The sequence below is a fragment of the Thiemannella venezuelensis genome (assembly GCF_014203605.1).
GTDB lineage: Bacteria > Actinomycetota > Actinomycetes > Streptosporangiales > Streptosporangiaceae > Planomonospora_A > Planomonospora_A venezuelensis.
The window spans coordinates 1-25,515 of the sequence record NZ_JACHJJ010000018.1; the positions used below are offsets into that span (position 1 = coordinate 1).

Annotated in this window: 20 protein-coding genes; 11 read left to right on the forward strand and 9 right to left on the reverse strand. The window is 72.0% G+C overall.

The features are described 5' to 3' along the window. Positions 1–276: 276 nt before the first annotated feature. From FHS22_RS23995 to FHS22_RS24005, 3 genes are all read right to left on the reverse strand, one after another. Positions 277–1,740 (reverse strand): phosphodiester glycosidase family protein, encoded by a 1,464-nt coding sequence (locus FHS22_RS23995; protein ID WP_184945084.1) that lies wholly within the window; start codon positions 1,738–1,740, stop codon positions 277–279. Positions 1,741–1,882: 142 nt separating this feature from the next. Beyond that, positions 1,883–3,502 (reverse strand): PucR family transcriptional regulator, encoded by a 1,620-nt coding sequence (locus FHS22_RS24000; protein WP_184945086.1) that lies wholly within the window; start codon positions 3,500–3,502, stop codon positions 1,883–1,885. A 56-nt stretch (positions 3,503–3,558) separates the two neighbouring features. Further along, complete coding sequence (locus FHS22_RS24005) at positions 3,559–4,344, reverse strand: TetR/AcrR family transcriptional regulator C-terminal domain-containing protein (protein ID WP_338047907.1); 786 nt, start codon at positions 4,342–4,344, stop codon at positions 3,559–3,561. Between the two features lie 91 nt (positions 4,345–4,435). Here FHS22_RS24005 and FHS22_RS24010 point away from each other — a divergent pair, with 91 nt between their 5' ends. From FHS22_RS24010 to FHS22_RS24030, 5 genes are all read left to right on the forward strand, one after another. Further along, entirely contained in the window at positions 4,436–5,935 is a 1,500-nt protein-coding gene (locus FHS22_RS24010) for an MFS transporter (RefSeq protein ID WP_338047908.1), read from the forward strand. Between the two features lie 150 nt (positions 5,936–6,085). Next, positions 6,086–7,387 carry an aspartate aminotransferase family protein gene (locus FHS22_RS24015; protein WP_184945092.1) on the forward strand — a complete coding sequence of 434 codons (1,302 nt, stop codon included), beginning with the start codon at positions 6,086–6,088 and terminating at the stop codon, positions 7,385–7,387. 32 nt (positions 7,388–7,419) lie between these two features. After that, entirely contained in the window at positions 7,420–8,925 is a 1,506-nt protein-coding gene (locus FHS22_RS24020; RefSeq protein ID WP_184945094.1) for a CoA-acylating methylmalonate-semialdehyde dehydrogenase, read from the forward strand. A 109-nt stretch (positions 8,926–9,034) separates the two neighbouring features. Continuing rightward, on the forward strand, positions 9,035–10,318 hold the full coding sequence (locus FHS22_RS24025; RefSeq protein WP_184945096.1) for an extracellular solute-binding protein: 1,284 nt from the start codon (positions 9,035–9,037) through the stop codon (positions 10,316–10,318). A gap of 250 nt (positions 10,319–10,568) precedes the next feature. Continuing rightward, the gene (locus tag FHS22_RS24030) at positions 10,569–11,810 is read left to right on the forward strand and encodes a saccharopine dehydrogenase family protein (protein WP_184945098.1); all 1,242 of its coding nucleotides are present in this window, start codon (positions 10,569–10,571) and stop codon (positions 11,808–11,810) included. 37 nt (positions 11,811–11,847) lie between these two features. On the opposite strand, the gene FHS22_RS24035 is transcribed toward FHS22_RS24030, so the two are convergent. After that, a complete protein-coding gene (locus FHS22_RS24035; RefSeq protein ID WP_184945312.1) occupies positions 11,848–12,063 on the reverse strand; it encodes a hypothetical protein in 216 nt (71 codons plus the stop codon). Between the two features lie 212 nt (positions 12,064–12,275). After that, positions 12,276–13,628, reverse strand: a complete 1,353-nt coding sequence (gabT, locus tag FHS22_RS24040; protein WP_184945100.1) for a 4-aminobutyrate--2-oxoglutarate transaminase — start codon at positions 13,626–13,628, stop codon at positions 12,276–12,278. 91 nt (positions 13,629–13,719) lie between these two features. Between gabT and FHS22_RS24045 the strand changes: the two genes are divergently transcribed. After that, entirely contained in the window at positions 13,720–15,195 is a 1,476-nt protein-coding gene (locus FHS22_RS24045; protein ID WP_377295760.1) for a PucR family transcriptional regulator, read from the forward strand. Between the two features lie 45 nt (positions 15,196–15,240). Here FHS22_RS24045 and FHS22_RS24050 read toward each other — a convergent pair whose 3' ends face one another. Next, positions 15,241–15,888 (reverse strand): TetR/AcrR family transcriptional regulator, encoded by a 648-nt coding sequence (locus tag FHS22_RS24050; RefSeq protein ID WP_184945102.1) that lies wholly within the window; start codon positions 15,886–15,888, stop codon positions 15,241–15,243. 215 nt (positions 15,889–16,103) lie between these two features. Here FHS22_RS24050 and FHS22_RS24055 point away from each other — a divergent pair, with 215 nt between their 5' ends. Next, positions 16,104–17,531 carry an aldehyde dehydrogenase family protein gene (locus FHS22_RS24055; protein WP_184945103.1) on the forward strand — a complete coding sequence of 476 codons (1,428 nt, stop codon included), beginning with the start codon at positions 16,104–16,106 and terminating at the stop codon, positions 17,529–17,531. Between the two features lie 106 nt (positions 17,532–17,637). Here FHS22_RS24055 and FHS22_RS24060 read toward each other — a convergent pair whose 3' ends face one another. Further along, on the reverse strand, positions 17,638–18,669 hold the full coding sequence (locus tag FHS22_RS24060) for a trypsin-like serine peptidase (protein ID WP_184945105.1): 1,032 nt from the start codon (positions 18,667–18,669) through the stop codon (positions 17,638–17,640). A 70-nt stretch (positions 18,670–18,739) separates the two neighbouring features. Then, positions 18,740–19,801, reverse strand: coding sequence for a trypsin-like serine peptidase (locus FHS22_RS24065; RefSeq protein ID WP_184945107.1), 1,062 nt, complete (start codon positions 19,799–19,801; stop codon positions 18,740–18,742). A 250-nt stretch (positions 19,802–20,051) separates the two neighbouring features. On the opposite strand from FHS22_RS24065, the gene dxr reads away from it, so the two are divergent. Then, a complete protein-coding gene (gene dxr / locus FHS22_RS24070) occupies positions 20,052–21,242 on the forward strand; it encodes a 1-deoxy-D-xylulose-5-phosphate reductoisomerase (protein ID WP_338047923.1) in 1,191 nt (396 codons plus the stop codon). A 37-nt stretch (positions 21,243–21,279) separates the two neighbouring features. Next, the gene (gene ispG / locus FHS22_RS24075) at positions 21,280–22,446 is read left to right on the forward strand and encodes a flavodoxin-dependent (E)-4-hydroxy-3-methylbut-2-enyl-diphosphate synthase (RefSeq protein ID WP_184945111.1); all 1,167 of its coding nucleotides are present in this window, start codon (positions 21,280–21,282) and stop codon (positions 22,444–22,446) included. Positions 22,447–22,708: 262 nt separating this feature from the next. Here the strand turns inward: ispG and FHS22_RS24080 are convergent, their stop codons facing one another. Beyond that, positions 22,709–22,963 (reverse strand): DUF6444 domain-containing protein, encoded by a 255-nt coding sequence (locus FHS22_RS24080; protein WP_184945112.1) that lies wholly within the window; start codon positions 22,961–22,963, stop codon positions 22,709–22,711. 625 nt (positions 22,964–23,588) lie between these two features. Between FHS22_RS24080 and FHS22_RS38325 the strand changes: the two genes are divergently transcribed. Then, positions 23,589–23,807 carry a hypothetical protein gene (locus FHS22_RS38325; protein WP_184945367.1) on the forward strand — a complete coding sequence of 73 codons (219 nt, stop codon included), beginning with the start codon at positions 23,589–23,591 and terminating at the stop codon, positions 23,805–23,807. Then, positions 23,804–25,471: an alpha/beta hydrolase gene (locus tag FHS22_RS24090; RefSeq protein ID WP_338047909.1), complete on the forward strand. Its 1,668-nt coding sequence runs from the start codon at positions 23,804–23,806 to the stop codon at positions 25,469–25,471. The genes FHS22_RS38325 and FHS22_RS24090 overlap by 4 nt, the downstream gene beginning before the upstream one ends. Positions 25,472–25,515: the final 44 nt, after the last annotated feature.

Consider the following 25,515-nt stretch of genomic DNA (forward strand, 5'->3'; position numbering starts at 1 on the left):
GCGGGAGGGCGGCCGGGATGTTTTCCGGGGATTGCTGAGCGCGATGAATATTGCGCTCAGCAATCCCCGGGAACCGGGAAGCGTCCCCTCCGGGGAGGAAGGGGCTGCCCGGGTGGCAGCGGCCCGGGGCGGAGGCCTCACAGCCGTCCGTTGCGTTCCCGGACCGATAGGTACCGGACGTGGCGGGATCGAGAGGGCTTCACGCGCCGCGGTCCCGTCCCCTGAGGAGGGGACGGGACCGCGGCGGGGCCCGGAGCGCAGGGCGGATTCAGGGGTTCAGGGAGTGATGAACAGCGCGTCGCCGACGGTCCGCTCCCGGCCGTCGGAGGGGCGGTTGATGACCTTGTGGCCGACGACCATCGCGCTCGAACCGCCGCCGTCGAAGTTGATGGCCTGCTTGGCCCCGAGCCAGCGCATGATCTGCGCGGCCTCCACCATGGAGGCGCCGACGCTGACCCCCGGGTTGCGTCCGTCGACCGTCACCAGGATCAGCCCGCCGGACTTGCTGACGCCGACCATCGTGCGGGGGTGGCGGCGGAGCATCATGTTGACGGAGGCGTGCCCGTCGGCCGCCGCGGTGATCCGCACCCGGCCGTTCCTGACCAGCCCGACGCCTCCTCCCATCACGTACGTCTCCGGGGTCAGCGGTACGGCCTTGCGGGTCCGCAGGTCGATGACCTTGGTGTCGAGCTTCATGGTCCAGGTCGCCCAGGCGTGCTCGTGCAGCCAGTCGGCCATGGTGCCGGTGGCGTGGAGTACGTAGTGGCCGCGGGGGACGGCGCCGCCCGCGGCACGGGCCTTGACGATCTTCCCCTGGGCGTCGACCACGACCTCGGCCCCGCCGTCCGCGGCGGTCTTGGCACCGAACTCCTCGGTGTAGAGCACGATCTCCTCGGCTCCCGCAGCCCGGTTGACGCCATTGACCTCGATCTTCGCGCCGTCCGAGGAGATCGCGGTGACCGTGGTCTTCAACTCGGTGATCCGGGCCTTCCGGCCGGTGATGACGAGCCCGCTCCGACCGGGGACCGCCTCGCTGAGCAGTTTCCCGCCCACCACCGAGATGCCCACAGGGTCGCCCTGCAGGGCCCTGGCGGTGTGGATGTTGAAGAACCCGCCGTTGACGCCGGCGATGGCGTTGACCCGCTTGGACATGGAACCGGTGGTCTCGCGCTTGGCCACGCTGGATCCGACGCTGGTCTTGTAGGAGCCGCGGAAGACCTTCGGATCCACCATCACCACGCGCATGTCCCACGGACCGGTGGTCTGGTCGCCGTCGTCACCGAGGTAGTCGGTCTTGGCCCGGATGTCGAACTCCTTGAGCTCCTTGACCACCTTGTCCGCCTTGGCGCGCTGCTTGAACGTCCACAGCCCCACCCGGACCATGTAGCGCTCGACGGCGGGGGCGTCCGCCGCGGCGGGCTGCACGATCTTCAACACGCTGGGGGTGAAGCCCGCCGCCTCGACCGCCTCGGCCTTCGCCTGGGCGGTGGCCAGAGTGCCGCTGTCGTGGCCGTTGGGCATCAGCACCGAGACGGTCCAGCCCTGGGTGGACTTGCCGTGCATCACGCTGAAAAGGTCGACGCCCGGGGCGACCGTACGCTGGTTCTTGGTCGGAGCCACACGCTCGCCGAGCGGGAACGCAGACCCCGGAAAGGGCAGGCTCGCCCGCTGGGCCTCCGCTGGAATCGCCGTGACCGTGAGCGCCACGGCCGAAAGCCCGACGATGAGACGTCGTGACATGTCTATCTCTCCCCGTTGGTGACCAAACTTTCGGTGCACCATCGTCCCGGGATTCACCGGCGAATGTGGCGGAATAAGCTAAATGGCGACGAAAGTGGTATTTCCCATAGTGGGGAGGGCCGGGGCGCCGGCGGGGATCCCGTCAGCCCCGGGGGACGTCCCGCCGGAACGACTCCAGCGCCAGCAGGGCGACGTGCAGGGAGAGGCAGGACTCGACATCGTCGAGGTCGGTGTCGAGGATGCGTTCCAGTCTGCGGAGGCGGTCGTAGAACGCGGGCCTGGACAGGTGGGCCTTCTGCGCGGCCACGGCCTTGTTCCGCCCGGCGTCCAGGTAGACGCGGAGGATCCGGGTCAGGTCGCCGCCGCGCTGGGCGTCGTGGGCCAGCAGCGGGCCGAGCTCCCGCTCGGCGAAGGTCTGCAGCCGGGCATCGTCGCGCAGCAGGTGGAGCAGACCGCGCAGGCGCAGGTCGGGCAGGCGGTAGAAGGCCCGGCCGTCGGGCTGCCGGACGGCGACGTCGGCCACCTGCTCGGCCTCCAGGAAGCTGCGCCGTACGTCGCGCAGCGACTCGACCACGGAACCGGTGGCCAGCACGAACGGAGCGGGGAACAGGGCGCGCAGGCGCTCTGAGAGGGCCGAGAGCGCGGGCTCGGCGAAGACGCGCGGGGGCAGCGGGAGCAGCACGCCGACGCGGTTCTGGTCCAGTGCGCCGACCAGGGCGGGCAGGCGGGCCTCCCGGCAGGCGGCGGCGGTGGCGTCGGCCAGCTCGCCGAGCCTGGCGAGCTGCTCCTGGCCGTCCGGCTCGACCGGTTCGGCCAGGCGCAGCACCGCGCTGATCAGTTTGCGTCCCGTGAGCGGCACGCCGACCGCGCGGGCACGGGCGGCGGCCTCGTCGGGGTCGGCGTAGGCGTGGGTGAGGATGCCGGTGATGATCGTGCCGTGGGCCTGCCGCTCCAGCGATTCCTGGTGCCGCTCCAGCAGGCGGCCGAGGGCCAGCGTGGTCGCGGCCCGCTCGGCGAGCACGATGTCGCGGGGACCGGGCTCGCCGTCGCACAGCAGGATCAGCCGGCCCCAGTCCTGGCCGCGGGCGCCGACCATGGTGACCAGCCAGCCCGCGGAGGCGTCGTAGGCGGTGCGCTGCTGGGGCGCCACCGCACGGGAACGGGTCTCCCAGCTGGCGAGCAGGGTGCCGGTGTCCCGCCCGGCGGTCTCACAGGCGAGCACCTGGTGGGCCAGGTTCTCCAGCAGCACGGGGTGGCCGGACAGGCGTGCGACCTGGCTGAGCACCTCCGCCGGGGAGGCGCCCTCGACCGAGAGCTCGGTGAAGACCTCGTGGAGCTGCTCCGAGGCGCGCAGCTCCTCAAGCTGGCGGTCGATGATCCGGGCGTGCACGGACTCGGTGATCTGTACGAACGGGGTCTCGCGGGCGAGTGTGATCAGTGGCAGGCCGTGCTCCTCGGCGGCGCTGACCACGCACCGGGGGAGCTCCCTGACGAACTTGCGCCCCAGCTCCACGATGAGCCCGGAAGCGCCGACGGAGGCCAGCTCGGCGACGTAGCCGGCGAGCTTGTCGGGGTCGTCGGGAAGGGCGATGCCGGTGGTCAGCACCAGCTCGCCGCCGCGGAGCAGGTGGGCGATGTCGGTGACCTCTCCCACATGGACCCAGCGCACCCGGCTGTCCAGCCGGTCGGAGCCCGCGACGACGCGCGGATTTCCCCGGCGGACGGTGTCCAGGGCGAGAACGTCGGCGATGGTGGGCAACACTCACCGAGAATAGCCGAGGATAGTCATGCAGAGTGTAAACAAGGCTGCGTGCTGCCTTACATCATGTTTTTGGCTGATTCGTCATTCTCTGCCGTGGACGGCGGAGCCGTGAAGCGCCGGTTGTCGTCCTGGCCCGCCGCCAGCCGTGTCCGCAGTCCGTCGAGGATGCAGGTCAGACCGAAGTCGAAGGCGAGCGCCTGGACGATCTCGGGGTCCTGAACCGGGTGCTCGTCGTAGCGCTTGACGACCTCGGGGTAGTCGCGGGCGGCCCGGTGCACCGTCTCCCGCATGGCCGCGTCCATTTCCTCGCCGGTCAGTCCCGAGCGTTCACGGGTCGCCCGCCAGGCGATCTCCGGCCCTGTCCAGCCGAGGACGAAGGCCAGCACGACGGAGAGCGTGTAGTCCAGCATCGGGCCCGCGAAACCCGCCCGCTCGAAGGCCTTCTGCATCCGGTAGGACAGGTCCATCGCCCGGGGGCCGAGGGACGGCCTGGTCCCGATGAGGGGGATCACCCACGGGTGCTCGGAGAGCGTCGTGCGCAGGCCGTACGCGAGGATCGAGACCATGTCCTCCCAGCCGGTCACCTCGGGATCGGGCAGCGGGACCTTGCCGTAGACCTCGTCCATGACGAGCTCCATCAGCTCGTCCTTGTGCGCGATGTGCCAGTAGATGCTGGTGGCGCCGGAACCCAGCTTCGCGCCCAGACGGCGCATGCTCAGCGCGTCCACGCCCTCGGCGTCCAGGATCTCCATGGCTGCGCGCACGATCTGGTCGCGGCTCAGGCCGGGGCTCTTGGCGGGCCGGCTCTCACGGGTCCACACCGAGGTGAAGGGCTTTTCCACGCTCCCAGCATAAATCCCCTCGCACACTGTTCGATTACTGTCGTACGCTGTGCGAGTGAAATCGAACGATGTACGACCTGAATCGAACGATGTGCGAGACGAGCCGAACCCCAGGCGCTGGTGGATCCTCGGAGTCCTCTGCTTGAGCCTCCTCGTCCTGGTCGTGGACAACACCGTCCTGAACCTGGCCATCCCGTCCCTGATGACCGACCTCGGCGCCGGCCCGGCGGACATCCAGTGGATCCTCGACGCCTACATCCTGGTCTTCGCCGGTCTGCTGCTCACCGCGGGCAGCCTCTCCGACCGGTACGGCCGCCGCCGCTTCCTGATCATCGGCCTGGTGCTGTTCGGCGGGGCCTCCGTGCTGGCCCTGGTGGTCACCGAGCCCTGGCACCTGATCGCGGTGCGCGCGCTGATGGGCGTGGGCGGCTCGATCCTCATGCCGAGCACCCTGTCCATCCTGATCAACGTCTTCGACGAGAGCGAGCGCCGCAAGGCCATCGCGGCCTGGAGCGCCGTGGCCATGGTCGGTGTGATCGCCGGTCCCACGGTCGGCGGTTTCCTGCTGGAGCACTACTGGTGGGGATCGGTCTTCCTGCTCAACGTGCCGGTGGCCGTCGTGGCGATCGCGGCCGCGGTCCTGCTGATGCCCGAGTCGCGCGGCCCGGCCCGGCGGATCGACCCGCTCGGCGTGGTGCTGTCCGTCACCGGCATGAGCGCCCTGGTCTTCGTGGTCATCTCCGTCCCCGCCGCGGGCTGGACCTCGGCCCGGGTCCTGACGGCCGCGGTGCTGGCGGTGCTCGCCCTGGGCCTGTTCGTGCTCTGGGAGCGCCGCTCCGACCACCCGATGCTCCCGCTGGAGCTCTTCCGCGACCGCAACTTCAGCGGGGCGAGCTTCTCGATCGTGCTGATGTCGTTCGGCACCGGCGCGCTGCTGCTGATGCTCACCCAGTACCTGCAGTTCGTCCTCGGCTACAGCCCGATCGAGGCCGGGCTGGCGCTGCTGCCGTACGCGGTGGCCGCCGCGCTGTTCAACGCGGTCGGCGCCGGTCTGGGCCAGAAGGCGAGCAACCGCACGCTGATCGCGGTGGGACTGGCCGTCATGGCCCTCGGGTTCGGCCTGCTGGCCTTCGTCACGGCCGACAGCGGGTACGGCGCGCTGATCGCCAGCCTCCTGGTCATGGGCGTCGGCGGCGGCCTCGCGGGGCCCGCGGTCTACACGACGCTGATGGGCGCGGTGCCGCCCGCGCACGCCGGTGTCGGCTCGGCGCTGAACGACACCGTCCAGCAGGTGGGCATGGCGCTGAGCGTCGCCGTGCTCGGCAGCGTCCTCGCCGGGGTCTACACCTCGTCGATGCCCGCCGGCGCGCCCGCCGCCGCCCGCGACTCGATCGGCGGAGCGTGGCGGCTCAAGGACCCGGCGGTGATGGAGAGCGCCGGAGAGGCCTTCGTCTCGGCGATGTCGTTCGGCTCATGGGTGGGCGCCGCCTTCTGCCTCGGCGCCGCCGCCCTGGCCCTGGCGGTGATCCGCCCCACGCCGAAGGCCCCCGCCGGCTCTCCGGACGCGGAGCTGGTCGGCGCCGAGGGCTGAGCAGGCCGGCGCGGCCCGCGCCACCCGCCGCGGGGGCGCGGGCCGCGCGCGGCCCAGGGCCGGACACGATTGACACTATGACGGCTTCGGAGGCAATCTCCCGACAGGTTGGCGGTAGGAGTGTCGGCTCCGAACCGACATACTCAATGCATGTCGGACCTTCTTGCGCGCCACCGGGCGGTCATGCCCAACTGGGTGGCCCTGTACTACAACGAGCCCATCGAGATCGTCGGCGGCAAGGGCAACCGGGTCGTCGACGCCTCGGGCAAGAGCTACCTCGACTTCTTCGCGGGCATCCTGACCAACATGATCGGGTACGACGTGCCCGAGGTGCGCGAGGCCGTCGAGCGCCAGCTGGCCACCGGTGTCGTGCACACCTCAACCGTCTACCTCCTGCGCGGGCAGATCGAGCTCGCCGAGAAGATCGCCAAGCTCTCCGGAATCAAGGACGCCAAGGTCTTCTTCACCAACTCCGGCACCGAGGCCAACGAGACGGCCCTGCTGCTGGCGACCTACGCGCGCAAGTCCGACCAGGTGCTGGCGATGCGGCAGAGCTACCACGGCCGCAGCTTCGGCGCGATCAGCGTGACCAGCAACCGCGCCTGGAAGAACAACTCGCTCTCGCCGCTGAACGTGCACTTCCTGCACGGCGCCGACCGGCACCTCACCCAGTTCCGCGGCCTCTCGGACGCCGACTACATCAAGGCCTGCGTCGACGACCTGCGCCACGTGCTCGCCACCTCCGTCGGGGGCGACGTCGCCGCGCTGATCGCCGAGCCGATCCAGGGCGTGGGCGGGTTCACCATGGCCCCCGACGGCCTGTTCGCCGCCTACAAGGAGGTCCTCGACGAGCAGGGGATCCTGTTCGTCTCGGACGAGGTGCAGACCGGCTGGGGCCGTACCGGCTCGGCCTTCTTCGGCATCCAGAACCACGGCGTCACGCCGGACATGATGACCTTCGCCAAGGGACTCGGAAACGGCTTCGCGGTCGGCGGCGTCGTGGCCCGCGGCGACCTGATGGACGGGCTGCACGCCACCGGCCTGGCCACCTTCGGCGGCAACCCGATCTCCATGGCCGCCGCCAACGCCACCCTCGACTACGTGCTCGATCACGACCTGCAGGCGAACGCGGCCCGGACCGGCACGCTGATCACCGACGGGCTCCGCGAGGCGGCCGGGCGCCTGCCGGTCGTCGGTGACGTGCGCGGCAAGGGCCTCATGTTCGCCGTCGAACTGGTCGACCCCGCCACCGGCGCGCCCTCCCCGGCGCTCGCCGCCCGGTTCATGGAGGAGACGAAGAAGGCCGGCCTGCTGGCGGGCAAGGGCGGCCTGCACGGCAACGTGCTGCGCATGGCCCCGCCGCTCACGCTGACGGCGGAGGAGGCCGCCGAGGGCCTCGGCATCATCGTCAACGCGCTCGAAGTCATCAACGCAGAGGCCGCCGCGCAGTAGGCGCGCCGGACACCTCCTAGGAGCACAGAACCGTGAAGAACGTCACCCACTGGATCAACGGGGCCCCCACCGAGGGCGCGGGCCGAACCTCCGAGATCTTCGACCCGGCGACGGGCGGGGTCGCCGGGAGGGTCCACCTGGCCTCGGCCGCCGAGGTGGACGCGGCCGTGGCCGCCGCCGCGGCCGCCTGGCCCGCCTGGCGGGACGCCTCGCTGGTCAAGCGGGCGCAGGTGCTGTTCCGCTTCCGCGAGCTGATGTACGCCCACCGCGACGAGCTCGCCGCGCTGATCAGCTCCGAGCACGGCAAGGTCCACTCCGACGCGCTCGGCGAGGTCGCCCGCGGCCTGGAGGTGGTGGAGTTCGCCTGCGGCATCCCGCACCTGCTCAAGGGCGGCTTCTCCGAGGGCGTCTCCACCCGGGTGGACTCCTACTCGATCCGCCAGCCGCTGGGCGTGGTCGCCGGGATCACCCCGTTCAACTTCCCGGCCATGGTGCCGATGTGGATGTACCCGGTCGCGATCGCCTGCGGCAACGCCTTCGTGCTCAAGCCGTCCGAGCGGGACCCGTCGGCCTCGCTGCTGATGGCCCGGCTCTGGAAGGAGGCGGGGCTCCCCGACGGGATCTTCAGCGTCGTCCAGGGCGACAAGGAGGCCGTGGACCGGCTGCTGGAGCACCCGGACGTCAAGGCGGTCTCGTTCGTCGGCTCCACTCCGATCGCCAGGTACGTCTACGAGACCGGGAGCTCCCACGGCAAGCGGGTCCAGGCGCTCGGCGGCGCCAAGAACCACATGCTGGTGCTGCCCGACGCCGACCTCGACCTGGTCGCCGACTCCGCCGTCTCGGCGGGCTTCGGCTCGGCGGGGGAGCGCTGCATGGCGATCTCCGTCGTGCTGGCGGTGGACCCGGTCGGCGACGAGCTCGTCGAGAAGATCGTCTCCCGGGTGGAGAACCTGGTCGTCGGCCCCGGCGACGACCCCAAGTCCGAGATGGGCCCGCTGGTCACCGGGGCCCATCGGGACAAGGTCGTCTCCTACCTCGACCTGGGCGTCGCCGAGGGGGCGGAGCTCGTGGTGGACGGCCGCCGGACGCAGGTCCTCGGCGGCGGCACCGCGGCCGAGACCCCCGGGTTCTGGCTCGGCCCCACCGTGCTGGACCACGTCCGGCCGGGCTCCCGGGTGCACACCGAGGAGATCTTCGGCCCGGTCCTGTCGATCGTGCGCGTCTCCTCCTACGAGGAGGGCCTGGCGCTGATCAACGGCGGCGAGTTCGGCAACGGCACCGCGATCTTCACCAACGACGGCGGCGCCGCCCGGCGCTTCCAGAACGAGGTGGAGGTCGGCATGGTCGGCATCAACGTGCCGATCCCGGTGCCGATGGCGTTCTACAGCTTCGGCGGCTGGAAGGCGTCCCTCTTCGGGGACACCCACGTCCACGGGACCGAGGGCGTGCACTTCTACACCCGGGGCAAGGTCGTCACCTCCCGCTGGCTCGACCCCAGCCACGGCGGGGTCAACCTCGGGTTCCCGACGAACGGGTAGCCTCGCGCCCGGCCGCCGGGTCATGGAACGGTCATCCGGCGGCCATCCGCGGGCCGCGCGGGCCGGTAGGCTCCGGGGAGCGGATCGGCACCGACGTCGGGAGGGGCTCGTGGGCAGGGACAGGCTCCGCGGCACGCGGCTGGGGGCGATGGCGGGAGCGGGCCTCCTGGCGCTCTCGGTCTGCACCGCGGCCGGGGCCGCGAACGCGAGCCCCGGCCCGGCCGCGGGTCCGGGCGCGAGCCCGCGCCCGGCCGCGGGTCCGGGCGCGAGCCCGCGCCCGGCGTCGAGCGCCACCGCGACCCCTGCCGCGACCTCTTCCGCGACTCCCACGGCGACCCCTACGGCGAGTCCCGCCGCCCCGGCCTCCATCGGCGCCTCCGAGGGCACGCTGCGGGTGCTCACGTTCCAGGGCCACGTCGAGTACGGCGGGACGTTCCCCGGAGCCAACTGGGTCACACCGTTCGAGAAGGCGACCGGGTGCCGGGTCGCGGTGCTCGACCGGGTCCGCTCGGCCGAGGAGATGGCGGCCAAGCTCGACGGCGGCGCCTACGACGTCGTCTCGCCCCCGCCGGAGCTGGCCGGGCTGCTGATGGCGGAGGGCGCCGTGGCCCCGGTCGACACCTCCCTCGTCGAGTCCTACGAGGACATCCCCGAGCGGCTCCGGGAACTGCCCGCCCTGCGCCGGGGGGAGACGGTCTACGGCATCCCCTACCTGTGGGGGGTCAACCGGGTCCTGTACCGCGAGGGCCGCCCCGACGGCCCCGGGGCGCTCTACGCGACCGGCCCCGCGGCGATCAGGAACACCCCGCTGAGCATCGCCGACGCGGCGCTCGTGCTCAAGGGGACCGAGCCCGGCCTGGGCGTCGAGGACCCGTTCCAGCTCACCCCGGCCCAGCTCGACGCCGCGGAGAGACTGCTCGCCGAGGGCGACGGAGCCGAGCGGGTCTACTGGGACGACTCGCTCGAGGTGATCCGGGCACTCGCGAGCGGGTCGGTGCGCCTGGCCCAGGCGTGGCCGTACCACGCCGACCTGTTCGAACGCGCGGGCAGGCCGGTGCGGGCGCTCGGCGGGGCGCCGGTGACCGGGTGGGCCGACTCCTGGATGCTCACGGCGGAACCGGCCAGCCCCAACTGCGCGTACCGGTGGCTCGACTGGGTCACCTCGGCCGACGTCCAGCGCTCGGCCGCGGCCTGGACCGGACTGGCGCCCGCCAACACCGAGGCCTGCACCGGGCAGGCCCGGCCCGTCTGCGACCTGTACCGCGCGCAGGACGGCGAGGGTCTCCGGGAGGTCTTCTTCGCCGCCCGGCCGGCGCGGGATTGCGGCGGCGGGGACGGGGAATGCACTGACTACGCCGACTGGGTGAACCGCTGGAAGAAGCTGGTGGGCTAGCCGGAGGCCTCCCGGGCTCCCGGCCGGCTCCGGCCCTCGACCGAGGCTGCGGGCGCGTCCGTTCCCCGCTGGACGCGGCCTGCCAGGGGCGCTCCGGGGCTCCCCCGACCCCGGGGCGCCCCGCCTTTTCTCCGGGATGTGCCCGGATCACGATGGTTTCCGGGGCATAGTTCCCTCACCACGATGGATTCCGTGGAAAATCATGCTCCCGCTATTGGCTGGTCAGTCAGTCAGTGGATAGAGTCCCGCCATGAGAATCCTTCTTGTGGGAGCCGGCGGCGTCGGCTCCGCCGTCGTTCCGATCGCCGCCCGCCGAGATTTCTTCGAACACATCGTGGTGGCGGACTCTAGACAGAGCCGCGCCGCCGAGGTGGTGGCCACGATCGGAGACCCGCGCTTCAGCGCCATCGCGCTGGACGCCTCCGACCAGGGGGCGGTCGAGGCCGCCCTCACCGAGCACCGCTGCGACGTGCTCTTCAACGCGGTCGATCCGCGCTTCACCATGCCGCTGTTCCGGGCCGCCCTGAACACCGGCGCGCACTACCTGGACATGGCGATGTCCCTGTCGCGGCCCCATCCCCGCAGGCCGTACGAGCTGACCGGGGTCAAGCTGGGCGACGAGCAGTTCGCCATGGACGGCGCGTGGCGCGACTCCGGCCGGCTGGCGCTGGTGGGCATGGGCGTGGAGCCCGGCCTGGCCGACGTGTTCGCCCGCTACGCCGCCGACCACCTCTTCTCCGGGATCGAGGAGGTCGGCATCCGCGACGGCTCGAACCTGGTGGTGGACGGCTACGACTTCGCGCCGACCTTCTCCATCTGGACGACCATCGAGGAGTGCCTCAACCCCCCGGTGGTCTGGGAGGACGGGGCCTGGCACACCACCGAGCCGTTCAGCGAGCCGGAGGTGTTCGACTTCCCCGAGGGCATCGGCCCGGTCGAGTGCGTCAACGTCGAGCACGAGGAGGTCCTGCTCGTGCCGCGCTGGATCGACGCCAAGCGGGTGACGTTCAAGTACGGCCTCGGCGAGGAGTTCATCGGCGTCCTGAAGACCCTGCGCAAGCTCGGCCTGGACAGCGCGGACAAGATCCGGGTCGGCGGCGTCGAGGCCTCGCCGCGTGACGTGGTCGCGGCCCGGCTGCCCGACCCGGCCACGCTCGGCGACCGGATGCGCGGCAAGACCTGCGCCGGTACCTGGGTGAAGGGCACCGGCAAGGACGGTGAGCCGCGCGAGGTCTACCTCTACCACGTGGTCGACAACGAGTGGTCCATGCGCGAGTACGGCTGCCAGGCCGTGGTCTGGCAGACCGCGGTGCACCCGGTCGTCGCGCTGGAACTGCTGGCCACCGGCGTCTGGTCGGGCACCGGCGTGCTGGGTCCCGAGGCGTTCGACGCGGTGCCGTTCCTCGACCTGCTGAACGCCTACGGCTCGCCGTGGGGCATGCGCGAGGAGACCCCGGCGGAGGCGCACGAGGAGATCCTCCTGTCCGCCTGACCCCGCCGGCCCCTTCCCGGCGGGTGGCCCGGCTCCGTCAGGAGAAGGCCACCCGGCGGGGGAAGGGGTAGACGTTCTCCACCGCGGGCTCGGGGACCAGCGCGTCCGCGCACTCCGGGCAGGCGAACAGCACGGCCTCGTTGGGCAGGCGGCCGATCCTGATCCTGGGCCGGGGCCACTTCTTGTGGCAGGCCACGCAGGCGTCGCCGTCGCACTGGGCGCGGGTAAGGCCTTCGGGGTCGAACGTCATCATGGTCCGTACCGTTCTGGTCGGCCTCCAGTTCACCACGCCTCCGGTCCTGATCACTCCGACACCTGTCGGAACCGTTATAACGCCACTACCCCCGGTGATCGCTTTGCTGGATGCCAAGTGCGGGTTAAATCGGTTCCAGGGCGTGACCCGCCTAACGACAAAAGGGGCACTCGACATCAAGCCGGGTGCCCCTTGCCGTGCTATCCAAACCGTCAGATCTCGGTGATGATCTTCTCGAGAATCGCCAGGCCCTCTTCCAGGAGGTGGTCGGGCATGACCAGCGGCGGCAGGAACCTCAGGACGTTGCCGTAGGTGCCCGCGGTCAGCACCAGCAGACCCTCGGTGTGGCACTTCTTCGCGATCTCGCCCGCGGCCGTGGGGTGCGGCTCCTTGGTCCCGGGGACGACCAGCTCGATGGCGATCATCGCGCCCCGGCCGCGCACGTCGCCGACGACCGGCGACCTCTCCGCGATGGCGCGCAGCCGCGGCAGCATGACCTCGCCGATACGGCGGGCCCTGCCGACCAGGTCGTCGGCCTCGATGGTCTCCAGCACGCCGAGCGCGGCCTCGCAGGCGAGCGGGTTGCCGCCGTAGGTGCCGCCCAGACCGCCGACGTGGACCCTGTCGAGGATCTCGGCGCGGCCGGTGACGGCCGCCAGCGGCAGGCCGCCCGCGATGCCCTTGGCGGTGACGATGATGTCGGGGACGACGCCCTCGTCCTCGCAGGCGAACAGGTGGCCGGTCCGGGCGAAGCCGGTCTGCACCTCGTCGGCGATGAAGACGATCCCGTTGGCCCTGCAGAACTCGGCGATCCTCGGCAGGAAGCCCTTGGCCGGCTCGATGAAGCCGCCCTCGCCGGCGATCGGCTCGATCAGCACCGCCGCCACGTTCTCGGCGCCGATCTGCTTGTTGATCTGGTCGATCGCCTGGGCCGCGGCCTCCTCGGCGCAGTTCTCCGCGCCCGTCGGCCAGCGGAACGGGTAGGCCAGCGGCACCCGGTAGACCTCGGGGGCGAACGGGCCGAAGCGGTGCTTGTACGGCATGTTCTTGGCCGTCAGCGACATCGTCAGCAGGGTCCGGCCGTGGTAGCCGTGGTCGAACACGACCACCGCCTGGCGGCCGGTGGCGTGCCGGGCGACCTTGACCGCGTTCTCCACGGCCTCGGCGCCGCTGTTGAGCAGGAAGGTGCGCTTCTCGTGGTCGCCGGGCGTGATCTCGTTGAGCTTCTCGGCGACCTGCACGTACGACTCGTACGGCGTCACCATGAAGCAGGTGTGCGTGAAGTTCGCGACCTGCCGCTGGACCCGGTCGACCACGCGCGGCGCGGAGTTGCCCGCGTTGGTCACCGCGATGCCCGAGCCGAAGTCGATCAGGGAGTTGCCGTCGGCGTCGACGACGACACCGCCGCCGGCGTGCGTCACGAAGACCGGCAGGGTGGTGCCGATGCCCGGCGGGACGGCGGCCTGCTTGCGCGCGAACATCTCGCGGGACTTCGGTCCGGGGATCTCGGTGACGACGCGGCGCTCCTGCGGGAGGGACGGGCCGCCCTGGGTGACGGTGCTCATGCTGCGACGGTATGCCGGGTGTGCCGGGATGCCGATGATGCACTATGGCAAAATCGCAGGGAGCTCTCTTGCCGTAACGTACAAACCGGGGGTGGTGGTGGCGCCGACACTCCGCACGATCGTGCGGCGGCTGCCGCTCGGGCTCACCGTGCTCGCCGGGGACGACGCGCTCGACCGGCCGGTGCGCTGGGTCGCGGTCAGCGAGCTGGAGGACCCCACCCCGTTCCTGGAGGGCGGCGAGCTCGTCCTCACCACGGGCATGCGCCTGGACGCCGCGGGCGCGGAGCCGTACGTGCGGCGCCTGGTCGCCCGCGGGGTCGCCGGACTCGGGTTCGGCGTCGGCCTGGGACACGGGGCGATCCCCGCCGAGCTGCTGGCGGCCGCGGCGGGCGCCGGGCTGCCGCTGGTCGAGGTGCCCCGCGAGACCCCGTTCGTCGCGATCGGCAAGGCGGTCAGCGACCTGCTCGCCGCCGAGCAGTACGAGGAGATCGCCCGGGCCTTCGCCACCCAGGGCCGCCTCACCCGCGCCGCCCTCCGTCCCGAGGGCCCGCGAGCGGTGATCGACCGCCTGGCCGGGGAACTCGGCGGCTGGGCGGTCCTGCTCGACGAGGCGGGAGCCGTACGGCATGCGGCGGGGAAGGGGGCGGCCGGCGTCGACGCGGTCGCCGGCGAGCTCGGCCGGCTGCGCGGCCGCTCCCGGGAGGGCGGCACCCCGGCCAGCCTCGCCTTCTCCACCCCCGGCGAGCACGTCGTCGTCCAGCCGCTGGGCGCCCGCCGGATCAGGGGTTTCTTCGCGGTCGGCCTCGGCAGGCCGTTCACGCCGGTCGAGCACACCGTGGTCAACGCCGCCGGATCCCTGCTCACCCTGGCCCTGGAGCACGGCCGCGAGCACCAGGCCGCCGAGCGCAGGGTGCGCTCGGCGGTGCTCCGGCTGCTGCTGGCGGGCGAGGCGGAGGCGGCGCGGGAGGTGCTGGACCGGTTGGGGGACCGGCTGGAGGACGGGCCGCTGGTGGTGCTGGCCGCCGGGGACGGCCGGGAGGCGGCGCTGGAGGCCGCGGGCGAGGAGTTCGCGGTGGCCGACGGCGACCGGGTGGTCGTCGTCGTGCCGGCCGCCCGCGCGGAGGAGACCGCCGGAGTCCTGCAGGAGCACGGCCCGGTCGGCGTCGGAGCCCCGGTGGGCCCGGAGGAGCTGCGCACGGGTCTCGACCAGGCCGACCGGGCGCTCGCCGCGGCCCGCCGCGGAGGCGGGCCGGTCATGCGCTTCGCCGACCTCGCGGGCCAGGGACTGCTCTCCCTGCTGGACGCCGGCGCCGCCGCGGCGTTCTCCGCGGCGCTGCTCGCCCCCTTGAGGGAGTACGGCTCCCGCGCGGACCTGCTGGAGTCGCTCCGGGCCTATCTGGCCTGCAACGGCCACTGGGACGCGGCGGCCCAGCGCCTCGGCGTGCACCGGCACACCCTCCGCTACCGCATGCGCCGGGTCGCCGAGCTGCTCGGCCGGGACCTCGACGACCCGGCCGCCCGCGCCGAACTCTGGGTGGCGCTGAACGTGGGGGGCGAGACCGCGTAGGGCGCGGGGGCCCGCCGGCCCGCCTGCCGCCCCGGAGCGGGGCCGTCAGACCCGGGTGGCCGACTCCAGGCTCTTGTCCGTCAGGTAGCGGTAGATGACGGCACGGGTCACGCCCTCGTAGGTGTGGCCGTCGCGCAGGTGCCCGGCACGTTCCAGGCTGATCGCGCCCTGGGCGGCGGCCCAGAGCGCGTCGGCGATCTTCCTGGGCTGGGTCGGGATGAGGTACCCCGCCGAGATGCAGTCGGCGATCACCCGGTCGAAGATGTTGAGCGCCGCCCGGGCCAGGGTCCTGGCGCGCTCGCTGGGGACGAAGCCGGGGATCGTCTTCTCGAACATCAGGCTGTAGTAGCCGGGCTCGGCCAGCGCGGCCTCCCGGTAGGCGGGGCCGAGGGCGGTGAGGTGGTCGAGGGCGTTCCTGCGCCGGGGCACGGCGTCCAGCCGCCGCCGGAACCGCTCGAAGCCTTCCAGGTAGAGCGCCTCGGCGAGACCTTCCTTGCTGCCGAACATGGTGTAGATGACGGTCGTCGAGCACCCGGCCTCGCTCGCGATGCGCCGCATCGACAGGCTCTCCGGGCCGACGGCGACCAGGAGCCGGCTGGCCACGTCGAGCAGCCTGCCGCGGAGCTCGTCCTGGCCGGCGCGTTCCCCGATCAGGTAGGCGCCCTGCAGACCGAGCGGCGCCGAGGAGGTCATGGGGGACACGCCTTTCCGATCGGGGGATCCGCATCCGAGACTTAGCCAGGGCGAAGATCATCCAAACCGCTGTACCTAGAAATATCCTTAAATCATCCTGTATTCGTTACAAGGCCAGGCTGTAAGCGTTTTTATGCGGAACGGCGAGGCGGGACACGGGTCTTGTGCGGAGTGGAGCAGGACCGGGCTCGGGTGGGTGGCATACCGTCGGAGGCATGGACGTGCGCCCCTTCTGGCTCGCCGGCCGCCCCGCGACCGGGGACGACGAGCTCACCGTGACCAACTCGCATGACGGCCGGATCGCCGGCGTCTGCTCCGTGCCGACCGCCGCCCAGGTCGAGGAGGCCGTCGCCGCGGCGGACGCCGTGCGCAAGGAGGCCGCCGCGCTCCCGATCCACGTGCGGGCCGAGGCCCTCGCCCACGTCTCGCGCCGCCTGGCCGAGCGCGCCGACGAGCTCGCTCACCTGATCATGGAGGAGAACGGCAAGCCCCTCTTCTGGGCGCGCGGCGAGGTCAACCGCGCGGTCTCCACCTTCAGGTTCGCCGCCGAGGAGACCCGCCGGCTCAGCGGCGAGGCGCTCCGCCTGGACACCGAGCCCGCCGCGGCCGGCCGTCTCGCCTACGTCTCGCGCGTCCCGCACGGCCCGATCCTGGCGATCACGCCGTTCAACTTCCCGCTCAACCTGGTCGCCCACAAGGTCGCCCCGGCGATCGCCGTCGGCGCCCCGGTCATCGTCAAGCCCGCTCCGGCGACCCCGCTCTCGGCGCTGGTGCTCGGCGAGATCCTCGCCGAGACCGACCTGCCCGCCGGCATGTTCTCCGTGCTCCCGGTCCCCAACGACCGCGCCGCCACGCTGGTCGCCGACCCCCGCCTGCCGGTCGTCTCCTTCACCGGGTCCGGCCCGGTCGGCTACGCCATCATGGACCAGGTCCCGCGCAAGCACGTCACCCTGGAACTCGGCGGCAACGCCGCCGCGGTCGTCCTGGCCGACGCCGACCTCGACTGGGCCGCCTCCCGGGTGGCGCTGTTCTCCAACTACCAGGCGGGTCAGAGCTGCATCGCCGTCCAGCGGGTCATCGTCGAGGAGTCCGTGCGCGAGGAGTTCACGGCCAAGCTCGTCCCCGCCGTGGAAGCCCTGGTGACCGGTGACCCGGCCGACGAGAAGACCCAGGTCGGCCCGCTGGTCTCGGCCGAGGCCGCCGAGCGCGTCGAGCGGTGGATCGCCGAGGCCGTCGCGGCCGGCGGCCGCGTCCTGACCGGCGGCACCCGCGAGGGCGCCACCGTCGCCCCGACCGTCCTGGCCGACGTGCCCGCCGACAGCAAGGTCTCCTGCGAGGAGGTCTTCGGCCCGGTGATGGTCCTCCAGACCGTCTCCGGCCCCGACGAGGCCTTCGCCGCGGTCAACGCGTCCGCGTACGGCCTGCAGGCCGGGGTGTTCACCCGCAGCCTCGATCTGGCCTTCCGCGCCAACCGCGAGCTGGAGGTCGGCGGCGTGATCATCGGCGACGTCCCGTCCTACCGCGCCGACCAGATGCCCTACGGCGGCGTCAAGGACTCCGGCGTCGGCCGCGAGGGCATCCGCTCCGCCATCGCCGACTACACCTACGAGAAGGTCATGGTCCTCACCGGCCTGACGCTGTAGCCGCGGCGTCCGCGCCTCCCCCGGGGCCGGCGACCGAGGCGGTCCCGGGCGAGGGCGCGGCCGGAGTGCGGCCGGAGTGCGGCCGGGGCGAGGCCCGCCCGCCCGCTCACGAGCGTTCGGCGGTGGCGTAGACGTCCTTGGCGGTGTCGCCGAAGTAGGGGCCGTACATCGTGTTGCTGTCGTCGCTGTACTTGAAGCTGTTGACCGAGGTGACGGTGCCCCGGCCGGTGCGGGGGTCGAAGTTGTTGAACCAGGGGCCGCCGCTGGAGCCGGCGGTCATGGTGCAGCCCAGGCCCTGGTTGCGGGTCTGGTCGTGGGGGTCGGCGCGGACCGGTCCCGAGCAGTAGATCAGGTGCTCGCCGTTGTAGGGGGGATCGACCGGGAATCCGAAGCCGTACGTGTGGCGGCCGCGGGGCGCGCCGAAGGCGATCTCCTGGAAGCCGACGACGTCCGCCAGGTGCTTGTCGCCCCGCGTGTTGAGCGCGACCATGCCGATGTCGTGGTTGTCGTCCGCGCTGCGCGACCACGGGCCGGCGACGAACATGCGGCGGGCGGTGAACTGCCCGTACGGCTGCCGGCCCCGGTCGTAGCCGGGGACGAAGGTCCAGTTGTCCGCCCACGCGCCGGAGCCGTCCTTGACGCAGTGGCCGGCGGTGGCCACGAGGTCCCTGTTGGCGCTGCGCACCGAGCTCGCCGAGCAGACGAAGTCGACCCCGCCCAGGGTGAGGAAGACGCGCCCGGTGGTCCTGCTCACCAGCCCGCCGGTGGTCCAGCGGGACCCGGTGCTGGGCGCCCCGGGCAGGGCGGCCTGGCGGCCGGCCGGGACGCGCGGCTCCGTGAGCATCCCGGTCAGCTCGTCGAGCAGGCCGATCGGTACGGCCGCCGCCATCCGGCGCGGGGTCCAGTAGCCGAGCACGCGGCGCTGATCCGCCGTGCTCTCGGCGGCCGTGTGCTCGACGACGTCGGTCCGGCCGGGGCCGGTGCCCGCCGCCCGGGCGGCGGGTCCGAGAGGCCTGATCGCCTGGACGGCCGCGACGACCCACGCCGGATGCTCGGAGGTCGTCGTACCGGCCGGGAGGGTGCCCGTCAGCCCGGTGACGAGCGAGGCTGCCGCAAGCAGGGCGAGGCTCGGAGTCATAGGAGCAGAGTTTGCACTACCCGATGTGTCGTCGCGGCTACTTTGGGCAATCTCGGCGTGTGCCGTGCAGTCAGGGCGTTCCGGTGGTCTGCGCGGCCTGGTAGACGGCACGCGCCTCGGGTCCGAAGTAGGGGCCGAACATCCAGTTCGCGGCGAAGTTGTACTTGAAGCTGTTGACCGAGTTCTGCGTGCCCAGGCCGGTGCTCTCGTTGAAGGACAGGAACCACGGCCCGCCGCTCGACCCGCCGGTCATGTTGCAGCTCAGCCCGAGGTCGCGGGTCATCAGGAAGTCGTCGAAGGCCCGGCCGCTGCAGTAGATCAGCTTGGAGCCGTCGTACGGGGCGGCGGCCGGGTAGCCGAAGGAGTGCATCTGCTGGCGCCGGGCCTGGTTGAAGGCGACGCCCTGGCCGCCGACCACGTCGGTCAGGCGCCTGCCGTTCAGCGGGGCCACCACCGCGGCGGCCATGTCGTGGTTGATGTCCTCGGAGTTGTTCCACTGCGGGGTGGTGTAGAGCGTGGTCGCCACCCAGGTGCCGTGCGGGCGGCTGCCGCTGTCGTAGCCGGGGACGAAGACCCAGTTGCTGTGGAAGGCGCCGCCCATCTTGACGCAGTGCCCCGCGGTGATCACGGTGCTCCTGTTCTCGCTGGTCACCGCGTTTCCGGAGCAGGACGCGTTGCGGCCCTGGTAGGTGAAGAACACCCGGCCGGCGGTCGAGGTGACCGCCCCGCCGCGCGTCCAGGGGGAGCCGCTGGAGGCGCGGGCCGCGGCGTCGGCGCGCAGGGGCGCCGCGGTGTCGCCGTCCGCGGCGGTCGGGGGGATCGAGACGGGGGCGCCGGCGGGCTGGGAGGCGCTCGTCCCCCCGGTCAGGCGCATGCCGTTCTTCTTGGGGGAGAGGGCGTCGAGCGGCTGGGCGGCCTCCATCTTCGCCTCGGTCCAGTAGCGCTGGACGACGCGCTGCTCGCTCCTGGTGTCGGCGGCCTCCTCCTCGACGGGTTGCGGGGTTGAGGGTGCCGCGGCGGTGCCGGCTGCGGTGCCGGTGGGCGCGACGGCGCTGTGGGCGGCCGCCGCGGGGAGCAGGGTGCTTCCCGCGACGAGGGTGAGGATGGGGACCAGGTGTGCCGTACGGCGCATGTGTACCTCCCGAGACCTGATGCTGACTCGGGAAGCTAGTGCGCCTGATATCCGCATTTCTCAAGATTTGCGACTATTGATATAGTAAGAATCGGACTTGAATACCGCATTTCATCGTGCGTTTCCGAGGTCACAGGGTTCCATGCCGGTTCGACATGGGGACACGGGCCGGGAGAATGGGACGGTGCAGCCAAACACCACGCCCGGCACCGCGCCCGGCACCGTGATCCAGGGCGCGCCCGGCGCCGTGATCCAGGGCGCGCCCGACGGCGCGCGCTCCGTCGTCCTGCTCGGCTCGACCGGCTCCGTCGGGACCCAGTCCCTCGACGTCATCGCCCGCAACCCCGGGAGCTTCCGGGTCGCGGCGCTCGCCGCCGGAGGCGGCCGGATCGACCTGCTGGCCCGGCAGGCGGCCGAGTTCCGGCCCGAGGCCGTGGCGGTGGCCGATCCGGCGGCGGTGCCGGAGCTCAAGGAGGCCCTGTCCGCCCGCGGCGTGGCCGCGAAGGTCCTCGCGGGTCCCGAAGGGGTCGCGGAGGCGGCGGCCTGGCCGTGCGACACCGTGCTCAACGGCATCACCGGCGCGCTCGGACTGACCTCGACGCTGGCCGCGCTGGAGGCGGGCCGCACGCTCGCCCTCGCCAACAAGGAGTCCCTGATCGTCGGCGGGCCGCTGGTCAAGCGCCTGGCCAAGCCCGGCCAGCTGCTCCCGGTGGACTCCGAGCACTCCGCGCTCGCCCAGTGCCTGTGGGCCGCCGGACCGTCCGGGCCGGACGCGTCGGCCGTACGGAAACTGGTCGTCACGGCGAGCGGCGGCCCGTTCCGCGGCCGGTCCCGCGCGGAACTGGAGAACGTGACGCCCGAGCAGGCCCTGACCCACCCGACCTGGTCGATGGGCCCGGTCATCACGGTGAATTCCGCCACACTCGTCAACAAGGGCCTGGAGGTCATCGAGGCCCATCTGCTCTTCGACATCGGCTTCGACCGGATCGAGGTCGTGGTCCACCCGCAGTCGATCATCCACTCGATGGTGGAGTTCACCGACGGCTCGACCATCGCCCAGGCCAGCCCGCCCGACATGCGGCTGCCGATCGCGCTCGCCCTCGGCTGGCCCGGCCGGGTCCCCGGCGCCGCCCCCGCCGTCGACTGGACCACGGCCCACACCTGGACGTTCGAGCCGCTCGACGACGAGGCGTTCCCCTCCGTCGCGCTCGCCCGCCACGTCGGTTCCGCCGGCGGCACGGCCCCGGCCGTCTACAACGCCGCCAACGAGGTGTGCGTGGAGGCGTTCCTGGCCGGGCGGCTGCCGTTCCCCGCCATCGTGGACACCGTGGCCGCGGTCGTCGCCGAGCACGACGTCACCGGCGCCGGCTCGGTCGAGGAGGTCCTGGCGGCCGACGCCTGGGCGCGGGTACGGGCACGCGAGCTCACCGCCAGTACCTAGACTGGAACGCGTCGTCGACTCTTATAAAGGGCTGAAAATGACTTCTGTTGCTCTCGGGATCCCCTCGGTCAGGACCAAGCCGATCGCCGAGCGACGCCGTTCCCGCCAGATCATGGTCGGCTCCGTCCCGGTGGGCGGTGACGCGCCGGTCTCGGTGCAGTCCATGACCACCACGGTCACCGCCGACGTCAACGCCACGCTCCAGCAGATCGCCGCGCTGACCGCGTCCGGCTGCCAGATCGTCCGGGTGGCCGTGCCGTCCCAGGACGACGCCGAGGCCCTGCCGATCATCGCGAAGAAGTCGCAGATCCCGGTGATCGCCGACATCCACTTCCAGCCGAAGTACGTCTTCGCCGCGATCGAGGCGGGCTGCGCGGCCGTCCGGGTCAACCCGGGCAACATCAAGAAGTTCGACGACAAGGTCGGCGAGATCGCGCGCGCCGCCGCCGACCACGGGGTGCCGATCCGGATCGGCGTCAACGCCGGCTCGCTCGACCCGCGCCTGCTCCAGAAGTACGGCAAGGCGACCCCCGAGGCGCTGGTGGATTCGGCGCTGTGGGAGTGCTCGCTGTTCGAGGAGCACGGCTTCCGGGACATCAAGATCTCGGTCAAGCACAACGACCCGGTCGTGATGGTCCAGGCCTACCGCCTGCTCGCGCAGAAGTGCGACTACCCGCTCCACCTCGGCGTCACCGAGGCCGGTCCGGCCTTCCAGGGCACGATCAAGTCGGCGGTGGCGTTCGGCGCGCTGCTGGCCGAGGGCATCGGCGACACCATCCGCGTCTCGCTGTCGGCACCGCCGGTGGAGGAGATCAAGGTCGGCATCGGCATCCTGGAGTCGCTGGGCCTGCGCGAGCGCGGCCTGGAGATCGTCTCCTGCCCCTCGTGCGGCCGGGCCCAGGTCGACGTCTACACGCTGGCCGAGCAGGTCCAGGCGGGCCTGGAGGGGCTGAAGGTCCCGCTCCGGGTGGCGGTCATGGGCTGCGTCGTCAACGGCCCCGGCGAGGCCCGCGAGGCCGACCTCGGCGTCGCCTCCGGCAACGGCAAGGGCCAGATCTTCGTCAAGGGCGAGGTCATCAAGACCGTCCCCGAGTCGCAGATCGTGGAGACCCTGATCGAGGAGGCCCTGCGCCTGGCCGAGGAGATGGGCGTCGAGGTCGACCTCGACGAGGCCGCCCCCGGCCCCGAGGTCGTCGTGGGGTAGCTGTTCAGCGCTGTCCAGTGAGGAGCCCCGGGCGTTCACGCCCGGGAGGAATCGCTTCCTCACTCAGATGCGCATAGCCGCCGCAGCCGTCGCGCACGATGATGCCGGTGCATCCGGGCAGTACCCTGCCGCCGTCGATGGCGTCGGCACTACGGCCACCGATGTGCATCAAGGTCAGGTACCGGGTGCAGGCCACGTGCACGTAGCCCAGGGCGCCGCCGGCGCGGGCCGGGCCAGGGCGCCGCCGGCGCGGGCCGGACTCTCATCGCTCGGGCAAGGAGCGGTCTTGGGCGCGGGCCTTGGTCTTCTTGGTGTAGATCGGATCAGGGCTCGGCGGCTTCCCCGAATTCCCCGAGTCACGGCCCTGCTGGCGTTCCAGCTCCTCGACCCGGGCCGCGAGCGTGACGAGTTGCTCGGCCTGGATCTGATTCGTCGCCCGAAGCGACGCGATCCATATGTCCCTGGCCGCCGACTCGGCATCCTTCGCCTCGATGATCTCGCGAAGGCCCCGGATCATCCCCCGAGCCTCCGCCGGACCCGCCCGTACCTCCGCCGGTTCAACGGCGAAAGACGGCGACTCGGACACGAGACATCATGTTCACGGGAACCTCTGCAGCGATCAACTCGGGCACTCGGGCCCGAGTCGGGCGCCCACCTCCGACTCGGGCTGAACGGCTACGTCGTGGGCCGACCTCCGGAGACGGAGACCCCGACCGATCGGTTGATTACAAATGGTAATCAACTAGCTACACACTGGTAAGCATCTGGTCGGGTGGCCGGTGGCCTTGGTGTCGTCCGGGAGACCATCTCTTCTGCCGCATCGGGAGAGGGAGTCCCAGCCAACGACCCCGCCTGAAGGCCGGGGCGTGAGGTGCAGCAGCCGCTGACACCCCACGCCCGCATTGACCAGCCTGAGCCATCAGCGAATGGAGGTGCCCTTGATGGCCACGTCCGATACACGACAGCGGACCCACCGGCGGGTGCTTCCTCGGCCCGCCGCTCCGGAACGCACGGGAGCAGACACCCCGGGTCGGGACGGAACGGCCCGTGCAGACGCGACCAGCACTGGTCGCGTACCGGGTATCGGACACGGGCGAGGGGAGACCCGGCTGTGGCGGGAGCTGAGCGCCACCGGCCTGCCGGTGCACACCGGCAGGGTCGCGGTCCGCGCCATCGGTTACTTCAACATCCGCACCCGCCAGGGTGCGGTGCAGGGCATCGGCCACCGGCATGCGCGGCTGCTGCAGAGAGCCGACGGCTACGGCTACACCATGATCGAAGAGGGGGCCGTCGTGGCGGGCCGTTCCGTGTTTCCTCCCCGGCCTGAAGGCCGGGGCCTCCACACTGGAGATGATCAGTGAAGCGGGTCGTCGGGGTCGTCATGGGTGCGGTGCTGCTCACCGCCACCGCCGCAGCGCCGCAGGAGGCGGAGGCACAGGCCCAACGGGGCACGGCGGCGCAGGCCCACCGCGGCGCGGCCGCGGCGCAGGTCCACCGGGGCCTGGAGTGGGGGCCCTGCGAGGAGGAGGCCGGGGCCGGCGCGTCCGCCGGCGACACCACGGTCCTCCCGCGGGAGCCCGATCCCGGGGAGCCCGCCGTGGAGTGCGCCACGCTCCGGGTGCCGCTCGACTACCGCGAGCCGTACCAGACCATCTCCATCGCCCTGAACCGGGTCAGGGCGCAGGTCTCCCGGGACCACAACCACCTCGGCGCCCTGCTGGTCAACCCCGGCGGCCCCGGGGCGTCCGGGCGGAGCCTGGCCCGGTACATCGCGGCGGCGCTCCCCGAGGACCTGGCCGGCCGGTTCGACGTGATCGGCTTCGATCCGCGGGGGGTGGGCCGGAGCGAGCCCGCGCTGCACTGCATGGACCCGGCCAAGCACTACGCGGCGCCGCGCCCGGACGCCGTGCCGCGCGACGCCGCGGAGGAGTCCGCGCTGCTCGACCGGGCCCGCCAGTACGCCGAGGCGTGCGAGATGCGGTGGAGCTGGCTGCTGCCCCATCTGACCACCGAGAACTCCGCCAGGGACATGGACGAGATCCGGCGGGCGCTGGGCGAGGAGCGGATCAGCTACCTGGGCTACTCCTACGGGACCTACCTCGGCGCCGTCTACGCGACGCTCTTCCCCCACCGGGTCAAGCGGCTCGCCCTGGACAGCGTGGTCGACCCCCGGTACGTCTGGTACGACTCCAACCTCAGGCAGAACATCGCCTTCGACCGGCGGCACCGGGCGTTCCTGAAGTGGACGGCCCGCCACAACGACGTCTACAGGCTGGGCAGAACCGGCAAGGCCGTCTCCTTCGCGTGGTACTCCACGCGCGAGCGGCTGCGCGCCCGTCCGGCGGGCGGGCTGGTCGGCCCGAGCGAGTTCGACGACGTCTACACCATCGGCGGCTACTCCGACGCCGTCTGGCCGCAGCTCGCCCAGGCGCTCTCCGCCTACGTGAAGCGGGGCGAGACCGAGCCGCTGCTGGCCGCCTACCGCCGGTACGCGGCCGGCGACGCCGAGAGCGAGAACGGCTACGCGGTCTACCTCGGGACGCAGTGCCGCGACGCGGCCTGGCCCCGCGACTGGGCCCGGTGGCGGGCCGACACCTCGGCGATCCACACGCGCAGGCCGTTCATGGCCTGGTCGAACGCCTGGTTCAACGCGCCGTGCGCGTTCTGGCCGGAGCGGGGCGTCAAGCCGGCGCAGGTCCGGGACCACAAGCTGCTCCCGCCCGTCCTGCTCCTGCAGTCGCGCCACGACGCCGCCACCCCCTACGCGGGGGCGCTGCAACTGCGCAGGACCTTCCCCCGGTCCCGGCTGGTGGTCGAGCCCGGCGGCAACCACGGCGTCTCGCTCGTCGGCAACGCGTGCGCCGACCGGTATCTGACCTCCTACCTCACGGACGGCACCCTGCCCCCCGCCGCGAGCGGAGCGGCGGGGCCGGACGCCCGCTGCGCCGCGAGCCCGGAACCCCAGCCGTCCCAGCCGTCACGGCAGGCCGTGCGCGTGCCGCTGATGGCCGGGTGGGGCAGGTAGCGCCCGAGCCGGTTCCTGCCAAAACCGAGGGGGTCGCGTAGGCT

Bases quoted from the DNA above. Each gene is read 5' to 3' on its own strand.
- FHS22_RS24080 (WP_184945112.1), bottom strand. From the start codon at position 22,963: ATGATCCGGGGCCTTCGCGAGATCATCGAGGCGAAGGATGCCGAGTCG.
- ispG (WP_184945111.1), top strand. From the start codon at position 21,280: ATGACTTCTGTTGCTCTCGGGATCCCCTCGGTCAGGACCAAGCCGATC.
- FHS22_RS24065 (WP_184945107.1), bottom strand. From the start codon at position 19,801: ATGCGCCGTACGGCACACCTGGTCCCCATCCTCACCCTCGTCGCGGGA.
- FHS22_RS24050 (WP_184945102.1), bottom strand. From the start codon at position 15,888: ATGACCTCCTCGGCGCCGCTCGGTCTGCAGGGCGCCTACCTGATCGGG.
- FHS22_RS24055 (WP_184945103.1), top strand. From the start codon at position 16,104: ATGGACGTGCGCCCCTTCTGGCTCGCCGGCCGCCCCGCGACCGGGGAC.
- FHS22_RS24030 (WP_184945098.1), top strand. From the start codon at position 10,569: ATGAGAATCCTTCTTGTGGGAGCCGGCGGCGTCGGCTCCGCCGTCGTT.
- FHS22_RS24060 (WP_184945105.1), bottom strand. From the start codon at position 18,669: ATGACTCCGAGCCTCGCCCTGCTTGCGGCAGCCTCGCTCGTCACCGGG.
- gabT (WP_184945100.1), bottom strand. From the start codon at position 13,628: ATGAGCACCGTCACCCAGGGCGGCCCGTCCCTCCCGCAGGAGCGCCGC.
- FHS22_RS24035 (WP_184945312.1), bottom strand. From the start codon at position 12,063: ATGATGACGTTCGACCCCGAAGGCCTTACCCGCGCCCAGTGCGACGGC.
- FHS22_RS23995 (WP_184945084.1), bottom strand. From the start codon at position 1,740: ATGTCACGACGTCTCATCGTCGGGCTTTCGGCCGTGGCGCTCACGGTC.
- FHS22_RS24015 (WP_184945092.1), top strand. From the start codon at position 6,086: ATGTCGGACCTTCTTGCGCGCCACCGGGCGGTCATGCCCAACTGGGTG.